The organism is Desulfosporosinus sp. I2, assembly GCF_000960765.1.
In the GTDB taxonomy this organism is placed as follows: Bacteria; Bacillota; Desulfitobacteriia; order Desulfitobacteriales; family Desulfitobacteriaceae; genus Desulfosporosinus.
This window is the reverse complement of sequence record NZ_JYNH01000176.1, coordinates 1-8,965: the sequence shown is the minus strand read 5'-3', so window position 1 is coordinate 8,965 and position 8,965 is coordinate 1. Positions and strand designations below refer to the sequence as shown.

The following is an 8,965-nucleotide window of genomic DNA, read 5'->3' as shown; positions in this document are numbered from 1 at the left end:
GTTTCCCGCATTTGATAAAGACAGGAAGTATAAAGCATGTCTTTAAGATTTTCTTTAGTCTTTTCAAAGCCTTTGGAATCCAAAAAACGAAACCATGCCAAGTAATTATCTAGATACTTACTGGCAACCCCATTAAAATGTGCCAACCAATCTTTAAGACGCTTATGATAGTTATTTACGTTCTGAATATGGTAGATGCCCTTTTTAACATGTGCTTCAGTAGACTTTATGCTGTAATGGTCTAAGCCCTTCTGCCGAGCGAACATTGAATAAGACTTCCATGCATCCGAGCAGAGAATATTGGATTCTGAAACCTTTGAGCCAATGAGCTTATTCACTTGTTTTATAGAGATACGCCCTTGGCAAGATACCTTAGAAACTGTGCTTTTTTTCACGGTCACGGGCGACAAGAACACAAACCTGTTCTCTGCTAATGCCTCTAAATTTGGCGACACCGCCACGTTTCTTGGGCTTGCGATAAGTGATTCCACGTTTTCCTTTCTCTGAGTAAAGAAAGTAGGTTTCATCAGCTTCTAAAATACCATTAAATGAGGATATATCCATCTGACGAAGAGAGCTTAACAGTTTGTGCCTCCAATAGAATAGGGTCACATGAGTAACGCCTACAATCTTTGCTGATTGGCGGAGAGGAAGCCCTTGGAGCATACAATCTATGAACCGAATCCATTTGTCAGGGTAACGAGTTCTTGCCAATGGAGTATCTGTTAAATCGCTGAACGTCTTTATGCAGTCCTTACATTTATACCGCTGGCGACCTTTGAACTTGCCGTATCGAACAACATGAGTGCCGCCACAATGAGGGCAACTGAAACCTTTGCTATACTTCTTCTCTCGTAGTTCGCCAATTAACTTAGCATTACCTTCAGTTGAATTGCTCATTATATTTTGAACAGTAAGGATAAGCTTTTCTTTTTCGTCATAGCCCAGACGCATAATAAGTTCAATAATCGAGCCAAAGAGTGTTCCTTCCATAATAGAGTCCTCCTTAAATGGTGGTTTATAACTCTATTGTACGACATGGCTTGGACATAACTTTGTATAAATCAACAACACTCTTTAACTAAGCCTAATTTTAAAAGAACCGAGGCAAAACATGCAAATAGTAAGTAGGGAAGATATAGAGACAATTACAATTGTAATAAATGAGTTTATAGTAGCAAATGAGGTTAATTCGAAAGAAAGCATTCCTATTGAGTTTTTAAAATATTTACGTAAAGTGAACATGAAAATTGAAGATGGTATATTGTTTAATGAATTATGTGATTCGATTGAAAAAAAGCTTATTAAAAATGATTAGCGCTAATGGATGGTTGATGTTGGGGGCAGTACTAAACACACAACTGTAGTAAGATTTAAAGATAACTTTGAAAATATTGGAAGGGAGATGCATCATCATGGAGCAGCGCTTTCTTGTGTTCAAAGACGTGGCAGAAACTAATAATATTACGTTATCAGCTAAGAATCTCCACATGAGTCAACCCAGTGTTAGTTTGCAGATTAAGGATCTGGAATATGAATATGGCGCCTGTTTTTTCGATCGCAGCAATAAAGGGGTTACTCTGACTAAAGAGGGTAAAATTTTCTATGGATGTGTTCGGACTATCTTGAACATTCTTGCGAGTTTTAAAGAGGAGATAAGCGCTCTGGCAAAAGATCAGGGAAGGGTAATATGCCTCGGTACGAGTTTAACAATTGGAGAATATATTCTTCCCAATATTTTGGCGCTATTGTTTAAGACCCACCCAGGCGTGGACTTCAAAGTGAAGGTCGCGAATACGGAGTCAATTACTCAAGCTGTTCTAGAGAAAAAATTTCATATTGGCCTGATCGAGGGGCCAGCTTCCCAGCATAAGGACCTTACTGTAGAGAGTTTTTGGGAAGATGAGTTGGTAGTCGTGCTTCCCTATTCCCACCCCTGGGCATCAAGGAAAAGCATTACACTAGCTGAACTCCCACATGAACGTCTGGTGACAAGAGAGGATGGTTCTGGGACTCGCAAGGTGATGGAAATAGCCCTAAAAGAGAGAGGACTTGATCCAGATCAATTAAATGTAACGATGGAGCTAGGAAGTACTCAGGCGATCAAACAAGTGGTTGCAGCTGGACTTGGAATTACCATTATCTCTTCGTTGACTGTCAGCAAAGAATGCGACCGAAAAGTATTTAAGATATTAAAAATTCAAGATGCTCCCGTTTCTCGGTCTCTCAGTATTCTCACCAATGCCCGAACTTCACAGACCAAAGATGAGCTCATCTTAATCAACCTACTCCATGATCACGAGTTAATAGCGAATATTTTAAGTACGGACTATAATGAGTTAGAGGAACATGCGAGTATTCCGCTTTTTACACACCCTGCAGTGAGTTGTCCGGAAGGGCAAGAACATTGGCATTAGGGCATTTACTGATGATGAAATTTATGTCCCATAAACATCAAAATCTAATCTACAATATTCCTCCCTCGTTTGTGGGAGGAATGTTACTTTTCATCGCGTTTACAGGAAAGTTATCGAGAATGTTCTTTAAGGTCGGAAAACGTCTAAAAGCACTGACTGTACAAACACAAGTTTTAGTAAAAACCATAATCTAATCAGAGAAGTGTGAAAGGATGGTTCCTATGAATACACATCAAATGCACCCTACTAATATTACAAATACTGTTCAAGATTGTGAAGTAATGTGTGAACACATGATTTCTCATCTCCTAATGCATTCCCAAGATCTTCACCTAAGGCATAGACAATTACAACTACTACGAGATTGTGCAGATATCTGTACAGTGACTGCTAAATACCTTGCTCGCCATAGCTCTTATAGTAAATCAATAGCAGGCCTTTGCGCGAGTATATGTGAAGCATGTGGAAATGAATGTGCGCGTTTCACCGACAAGGAATCTCAGAAATGTGCCAACATCTGTTTGCACTGTGCTATGGAATGTCGAGCGTTTGCAATGTAGAGAAGATTAACCCAACTCTCATTAAGTACTGAGAATCTGGTTTTTAGATTGTATTAAATAACGTCATAATTGTTTAATTCCATAATGGTCCCCCTTGAAATGGGTAAACAATAAACTAATAAAAAGGAAATCGCAAATATATTAACAGCAATCATAAGGGGCATGATTCATTCTTTGATTTTAATTGAGCCTTAATTTTAAGCAATAGAAACTAAATAGGCGGAGAACAAAGTAAGCGAAGTAATGTTGTTTCTCTGCCTCACTGGGCCTAAATCTTAGAGAGAACCCCTTGATCCCACTACAAAGTAATTTCCCAAAACTCTGTAAAATAAAGTTGATTGTCATCTTCCAAGGCAATAATTCGACTGGACGTATCTACCGTACAATCTATCATACTCGCACTTCGATCTTATAGTAACAATAGAGTTTGACTTAGCTATAAATAAGATTGAAGTAATTTCAACACTGTTTGGGCATTTTAGAATGCAATAAAAGAAGAAGGCACCCATGGCCTCCTTCTTGGTTAGAGTAATTTATTTCGCAGCTAAGGCTTTTCCGGCCATTTTACGGCACTCATCCGCACACTTACGGCACATATCAGCACATTTCTGGCAGTGAGTATCCTTGAACATTGCACATTCAGTAGCACAAGCATCACAGACTGTTGCACAGATATTACATATCTGATTAGCAAACTCACTATTTCTAGCCATATACTGTGAAGATATGGAACACATATCAGCACAATCACGAAGTAGCTGAATACAATGCATTCTGGCTTGAACATCTGGTTCATTTAGGCAAGCAGTATAACATTCTTCACATGCCTGCATACAGGCATTGCATGCATCAATACAAGCTTGCATCGAAGCTGTGGCATTGGTAGCAATAGGCATTAAACCAACCTCCTTCCTTTCTTAAATTTCCTTTCTAGTATCTATCTTTTTAGAAATTATATATTAGTAATTTAAGGAAACTGCAAAAAATATGTGATCAATGTCATGTTGGAACGAGGAGGCTGTCAAAATCATTGGGCGTCTTCAAGATAAAAGCGAAAATAACAAGGCTCAGAACATTTGAGAGTTCTGAGCCTTGTTATTTTCGCTCTGGAGTTCATTAATCAGGCGTCTTTCTTCATGAGAAATTCACAACTTTTTCATGAGATAATCGTATCCGAGAGTTACACTAAGGACATAGAAGAACAGCAAATCAAACGTCGTAAAGCTAAAAAATGAAAATTAAGGGGAGGAACATAAAAATGAAGAAACTCAGTAAAAAAATAACCGTCATCTTAGGAACCGCAACGTTGGCTGTCGGGCTCATGGCTTTACCGGCATTGGCCGGAACAGACCAGCAACAAGGTAACGGATGGTTCGGTCAAATGCAGGGATTTATGCAAAAAACCTTTTCACCGGAGCAGCATCAAACCTTGATGAATTCGACTGCTATGCAAAATCTCCATAATTCAGCGGGTATGCAGAACGCTATGCAAACCGGGGATGTTAAGGCGATGCAAGATCTTATGAATTCAGATCCCAATGTTAAGGCCCTTTTGGGGCAAGAAAACCTTAATAAAATGAACCAATTCATGACTAATTCTGGCGGGAATATGATGACCAACGGAAATGGTATGATGGGTTCGCGAGGTACTATGATGAACGGGAGTGAAAGGGGAGATCTAAAATGATGTTTGGTTTGATCCTATTAGTCATCGTAGCTTATTACTTGTTTAATTCATCAAATTCTAGCGCATCATGCTGTATGAACCATCAATCTCATACGCATACTGCACAAGATATATTGGCTGAACGCTATGCAAGTGGTGAGATTGATAGAGAGGAATACCTTAATCGGAAACAAGAGCTGTCGGGGCAAAAGAAGCTAATATCCATTAAAAAGGGATAACATAGCGGTTGCTTTATGGATGAAAGTCAAAATCTAAGTCTGTATTTATTGAAAATCAGTTTAAAGGAGGAATTCATATGATGGGCGGTTGGGGTAATATGATGGGTGGATGGGGATACGGTGGTTATGGAAGCGGTGGATATGGGTGGATGGGTATGGTTATGCCGCTCATCTTAGGGATTGGGATTATTCTACTGGGTATCTATATATTTCGTCGCAGTGCTTCGCAGGTTCATACGGGAACGATAGGTGAGCATAGTGGAATGGACATCCTGCGTGAACGGTATGCGCGTGGGGAGATAGATTCGGTCGAGTATCAAAGCCGGAAAAAGGATTTAGAGCGCAGATAAATTATAAAAGTGGCCGAGGATTTAATCCTCAGCCACTTTTATCTCGTTTGGAAGTCGAATGATGAATTCAGTCTCATGCCCGACTTTACTCTGTACGGTAATCGTGCCTTGATGGAGGTCCGTAATCTGGCGGACCAGCGCCAGACCAATTCCAGTTCCCCCTGTCTCACGGGTCCGGGATTTGTCAGCACGGTAAAAACGCTCGAATATTAAAGGAAGATCGTCTTCCGAGATGCCCATACCTGTGTTTTTAACTTTAATTTCCGTAAAATCTGGTGTTTTTGTAAGGGCAACAGTAATCTGGCCGCCTGAGTTGGAGTACCGATAGGCATTATGCACCAGATTGTAGAAGAGTCGGGTCAGAAGGCGCTCGTCCCCGGACATAGTCACAGGTTCCTGCGGGGCATGCCAAGTTAGAGTTAGTTCTTTTTCTTGGATGAGGGGGTTAAGGCTGCGAATAATTCTTTCTAGAAGTGGCTTTAAGTCCACAGGTTCAAGGTTTAGCTGTAAAGCGCCGATTTCTGCTACATTTAAGTCTTTTAGATCGCTGGACAAGTCAACTAGACGGTCTATCTCCTCATGAATAGAGGAGAGGTTTTCCTGATCTGCAGGAAGGACGCCGTCTTGAAAGGCTTCTATATAACTTTTGATCGAGGTCAAGGGAGTGCGCAGTTCGTGGGCGATATCGGCGGTAAACTGTTTGCGGAGGGTTTCTTGGCGATTCAAATTATCGGCCATCGCATTAAATGCGTTCGCCAGTTGCCCTACCTCGTCTTTGGAGCGGTTGGAAACACGTTCGTCTAGGTGCCCATGTCCAATTCGATTGGATGCTTGCATTAATCGTCTGAGCGGGGCGACGAGTTGGCGGCTTGTAAAGTAACTGAGAATAATCCCAAATAGCAACGCCAATCCTCCGGCGAAGAGTAGTGAGCGAAAGACTGCGGATTGGAAGCGGACATCTTGGGGATTGAGAATCTGTGCGGTTGCAGGGTAACGGACCTCTGCAGTGGCCAATGTCCCGAGGGGTCCAGACACCGTAAAGGTTTTTGTTTTCCAACTTGTAGCGGAATAGGAGGACATACTCATACCCATACTCATACTCATGTCCATTTGGCCTTGTCCATGCATCATATCTTCCATGGTGTTGGTTAACGTAGCTATAAGCTTACCGTTTGGATCAGTCAGAGTAACAACGGTCCCCATTGGGAGGGAGTGAGTAACTTCGCCCAAAGCCGTAGGATCCCAGGTACCCTTAGTCTGATAAAGGGCACTCAGACGAGAGGGTAACTGTTCTAAGATTGTTTCATTCGCCTGGGTTAAATAAACACTAAACTGTTGCTTGAAGACGAATTTCACGGAAAGCATGCTGAAGGTTAGAGTAATTATCGCAATGATCAGGGTGGAGAGAAACAATTTAGTGCGCATTCTTATCCCCCCGCACTTGGATTGAACTTGTAACCGATACCGTATACGGTCAACATAATATGTGGGTCGCTGGGAGTTGTTTCGAGCTTTTGCCGAATCTTCTTAATATGAGCATCAATCACGCGGTCATCTCCGTCAAAGTCATGCCCTTGAACAATTTCCACCAACTGACCTCGTGATAACACCCGTCCAGGGTGTTTCGCTAAGGCTCCCAGAATCTTAAACTCAGTTGGAGTTAACAAGATTTCCTGATCGTTAAGCCGGATTTCATGCTGGATGTTATCGATGGTGAGGCCATTATCATAGGAAATTACGTCAGCAAGGGGTGCAGTTTCGTTATTAGTCCGTCGTAGAACGGCCCGAACACGGGCAACCACTTCTCGTGGGCTAAAGGGTTTCGTAATGTAATCATCGGCACCAATACTTAATCCTTGGATGCGGTCATCTTCTTCGACTTTAGCGGTGAGCATGATAATAGGAACAGAGGAGATTTTGCGAATCTCGCGGCATATTTCTGTCCCAGACATGCCAGGGAGCATTAAATCAAGAATGAGCAAGTCAAAGGGGTTTTCTTTAAACATGGTTAAAGCGATTAGTCCGTTAATGGCTGTACTTACCTGAAATCCTTCTTGTTGAAGATAGGCTTTGAGCACGGTCGTGATTTTTTTTTCATCATCGACTAGTAAAATTCTCATGGGTAGACAGGCCCCTTTCAATACCAAAAAACTTATCTAAGATCATTATTTAAGGGAACGACTGACCCCGGCAATCCTGTAGGTCAGACGTTTCCTTGTTTTTATCATAAGGCAACCAACGGTTGCTTGGTTTATTGAAATTACGCTGGGCTAGTGTATCTGGGGATAACCAAAGCCATCATGGATAATTTCATCCGTTAGTATAAGAGCCACTTTGATCGTTGTCTTCATCTTTATACAGTTTAGATTTATTCAGATGGCATTGGTGTAAGTTAGATATAGGAAAGTGCATCTAAAGGATCTAGCCCTATATATATGATCCTTTTTTTACGCTGAAAGAGAAAGGGACTGGATTAGGATTATCCGTTGTCCACCGTAACCTTGATCAACACGGGGGGAGGATTTCTACTGTGAATCGGAGGGAGCGAGGGGTTCGGGTAGAAATATTGTTGCCTTCCATTTAAATGACATGTGCTCTGCGACGACTAGGCGCTTGCAAACTGACCATTAATATTTGAGGTACTATAACCAAAAAGAAAAAGGAACTAGCCTCAAAAGGATCCAACTGAAAAAATCCCATCAGTCTTGACAATCGTATTCTACAAATGTAGAATGTACTTATATTCTACATTTGTAGAGGATGGCGAAAATGAATAAAACTTCAAAAATTTCAGATGCTGAGTGGCAGGTTATGAGAATATTGTGGGAAAAGGCCCCCATTACATCAAGTGAAATAGTCGAGATTTTGCGATTGAGGACTGGTTGGGGTCCAACCACTATTTATACACTCATTAACAGGTTAGTCAACAAAAAAGCTATAACAATTGATAAAGGTTCATCCCCGAATGTTTGTAGACCTCTTTTGTCTCAACAAGGGTGCAGAAGAGAAGAACGAAACTTTTTTCTTAAAAAAGTCTATGATGGTTCACTTAATCTACTGTTGATGAACATTCTGGAAGATGAAGAGTTGTCAGATGTTGAAATTGACGAACTCAAGCACATTCTGGATGGCAGCAAGAATAAGGAACGGTGATATTTTGAACTTCATGTTTGCTGTATTTAATTGGGTGCTGTTTTCTTCACTGATAGCTTGCCTAATGGTTCCAATAATTCTTTTGGTTAAATTAGCAGTTAAGGATAAGTTGCCCCCTTCTTGGCATTATTATATATGGTTTCTTCTGGTGATACGGTTGGCATTACCAGTTGCACCCGGAAGCCCCCTGAGTATTCTGAATGTTCTTCCAACATTCGAAAATATTGTTCTAAAAACATATGATGTTAAAGTTTCTACAGAAAAAAACACCATTAACGAAACGGGGGCTATAGTAGTTCCGGCTAAAACATTAACTAATTCTCAATCTGGCCCAACTCAAACTAGACATAATTATCCAGTACAGGGCATTGCCACGCTTAGTGATAACTTTAATTATAAAATTAGTACCAACTTGCTCGTTTTGTTAATCTGGTTGACAGGGGCAATTATTTTTGGGGGCTATGTTATTTTCATTAATGGGCGGTTTTTGATGAGAATCCGGACAAACGCCCAGAGCGCTCAAGAATCTGAAAAATGGATTCTTGAGCAATGCAAGAGCATCCTCAATATTCAAGCTAAT

General features: G+C 41.0%; 11 protein-coding genes and 1 pseudogene. 8 read left to right on the top strand and 4 right to left on the bottom strand.

Annotated features, from left to right (window positions below):
- A pseudogene (locus UF75_RS23160) lies at nucleotides 1–993 on the bottom strand (IS1595 family transposase); the annotation flags it as partial.
- A 121-nt stretch (nucleotides 994–1,114) separates the two neighbouring features.
- On the opposite strand from UF75_RS23160, the gene UF75_RS23155 reads away from it, so the two are divergent.
- Both UF75_RS23155 and UF75_RS23150 read left to right on the top strand, forming a co-directional pair.
- Nucleotides 1,115–1,318: a hypothetical protein gene (locus UF75_RS23155; RefSeq protein ID WP_045576890.1), complete on the top strand. Its 204-nt coding sequence runs from the start codon at nucleotides 1,115–1,117 to the stop codon at nucleotides 1,316–1,318.
- Between the two features lie 97 nt (nucleotides 1,319–1,415).
- Nucleotides 1,416–2,417, top strand: a complete 1,002-nt coding sequence (locus UF75_RS23150; RefSeq protein ID WP_045576889.1) for a LysR family transcriptional regulator — start codon at nucleotides 1,416–1,418, stop codon at nucleotides 2,415–2,417.
- A 1,093-nt stretch (nucleotides 2,418–3,510) separates the two neighbouring features.
- Here UF75_RS23150 and UF75_RS23140 read toward each other — a convergent pair.
- Nucleotides 3,511–3,873 carry a four-helix bundle copper-binding protein gene (locus tag UF75_RS23140; RefSeq protein WP_045576887.1) on the bottom strand — a complete coding sequence of 121 codons (363 nt, stop codon included), beginning with the start codon at nucleotides 3,871–3,873 and terminating at the stop codon, nucleotides 3,511–3,513.
- A 362-nt stretch (nucleotides 3,874–4,235) separates the two neighbouring features.
- Between UF75_RS23140 and UF75_RS23135 the strand changes: the two genes are divergently transcribed.
- From UF75_RS23135 to UF75_RS23125, 3 genes are all read left to right on the top strand, one after another.
- The gene (locus tag UF75_RS23135; RefSeq protein ID WP_045576886.1) at nucleotides 4,236–4,664 is read left to right on the top strand and encodes a hypothetical protein; all 429 of its coding nucleotides are present in this window, start codon (nucleotides 4,236–4,238) and stop codon (nucleotides 4,662–4,664) included.
- A complete protein-coding gene (locus UF75_RS23130) occupies nucleotides 4,661–4,882 on the top strand; it encodes an SHOCT domain-containing protein (protein ID WP_045576885.1) in 222 nt (73 codons plus the stop codon). The genes UF75_RS23135 and UF75_RS23130 overlap by 4 nt, the downstream gene beginning before the upstream one ends.
- 77 nt (nucleotides 4,883–4,959) lie before the next feature.
- Entirely contained in the window at nucleotides 4,960–5,232 is a 273-nt protein-coding gene (locus UF75_RS23125) for an SHOCT domain-containing protein (protein ID WP_045576884.1), read from the top strand.
- Between the two features lie 21 nt (nucleotides 5,233–5,253).
- Here the strand turns inward: UF75_RS23125 and UF75_RS23120 are convergent, their stop codons facing one another.
- Together UF75_RS23120 and UF75_RS23115 are read right to left on the bottom strand one after the other, a co-directional pair.
- The gene (locus tag UF75_RS23120; RefSeq protein ID WP_045576883.1) at nucleotides 5,254–6,657 is read right to left on the bottom strand and encodes a HAMP domain-containing sensor histidine kinase; all 1,404 of its coding nucleotides are present in this window, start codon (nucleotides 6,655–6,657) and stop codon (nucleotides 5,254–5,256) included.
- A gap of 2 nt (nucleotides 6,658–6,659) precedes the next feature.
- A complete protein-coding gene (locus UF75_RS23115) occupies nucleotides 6,660–7,352 on the bottom strand; it encodes a response regulator transcription factor (RefSeq protein ID WP_045576882.1) in 693 nt (230 codons plus the stop codon).
- A 311-nt stretch (nucleotides 7,353–7,663) separates the two neighbouring features.
- On the opposite strand from UF75_RS23115, the gene UF75_RS31165 reads away from it, so the two are divergent.
- The 3 genes from UF75_RS31165 to UF75_RS23105 all read left to right on the top strand — a co-directional run.
- Nucleotides 7,664–7,816, top strand: coding sequence for an ATP-binding protein (locus UF75_RS31165; protein ID WP_348983097.1), 153 nt, complete (start codon nucleotides 7,664–7,666; stop codon nucleotides 7,814–7,816).
- Between the two features lie 185 nt (nucleotides 7,817–8,001).
- Nucleotides 8,002–8,385: a BlaI/MecI/CopY family transcriptional regulator gene (locus UF75_RS23110; RefSeq protein WP_045576881.1), complete on the top strand. Its 384-nt coding sequence runs from the start codon at nucleotides 8,002–8,004 to the stop codon at nucleotides 8,383–8,385.
- On the top strand, nucleotides 8,360–8,965 hold a 606-nt coding region (locus tag UF75_RS23105; protein WP_197079515.1), incomplete at its 3' end, for a M56 family metallopeptidase. The genes UF75_RS23110 and UF75_RS23105, both read left to right, overlap by 26 nt.

Excerpts from the sequence above, each read along its gene's own strand:
- UF75_RS23155 (WP_045576890.1), top strand. The coding sequence starts at position 1,115 with ATGCAAATAGTAAGTAGGGAAGATATAGAGACAATTACAATTGTAATA.
- UF75_RS23150 (WP_045576889.1), top strand. The coding sequence starts at position 1,416 with ATGGAGCAGCGCTTTCTTGTGTTCAAAGACGTGGCAGAAACTAATAAT.
- UF75_RS23140 (WP_045576887.1), bottom strand. The coding sequence starts at position 3,873 with ATGCCTATTGCTACCAATGCCACAGCTTCGATGCAAGCTTGTATTGAT.
- UF75_RS23135 (WP_045576886.1), top strand. The coding sequence starts at position 4,236 with ATGAAGAAACTCAGTAAAAAAATAACCGTCATCTTAGGAACCGCAACG.
- UF75_RS23130 (WP_045576885.1), top strand. The coding sequence starts at position 4,661 with ATGATGTTTGGTTTGATCCTATTAGTCATCGTAGCTTATTACTTGTTT.
- UF75_RS23125 (WP_045576884.1), top strand. The coding sequence starts at position 4,960 with ATGATGGGCGGTTGGGGTAATATGATGGGTGGATGGGGATACGGTGGT.
- UF75_RS23120 (WP_045576883.1), bottom strand. The coding sequence starts at position 6,657 with ATGCGCACTAAATTGTTTCTCTCCACCCTGATCATTGCGATAATTACT.
- UF75_RS23115 (WP_045576882.1), bottom strand. The coding sequence starts at position 7,352 with ATGAGAATTTTACTAGTCGATGATGAAAAAAAAATCACGACCGTGCTC.
- UF75_RS23110 (WP_045576881.1), top strand. The coding sequence starts at position 8,002 with ATGAATAAAACTTCAAAAATTTCAGATGCTGAGTGGCAGGTTATGAGA.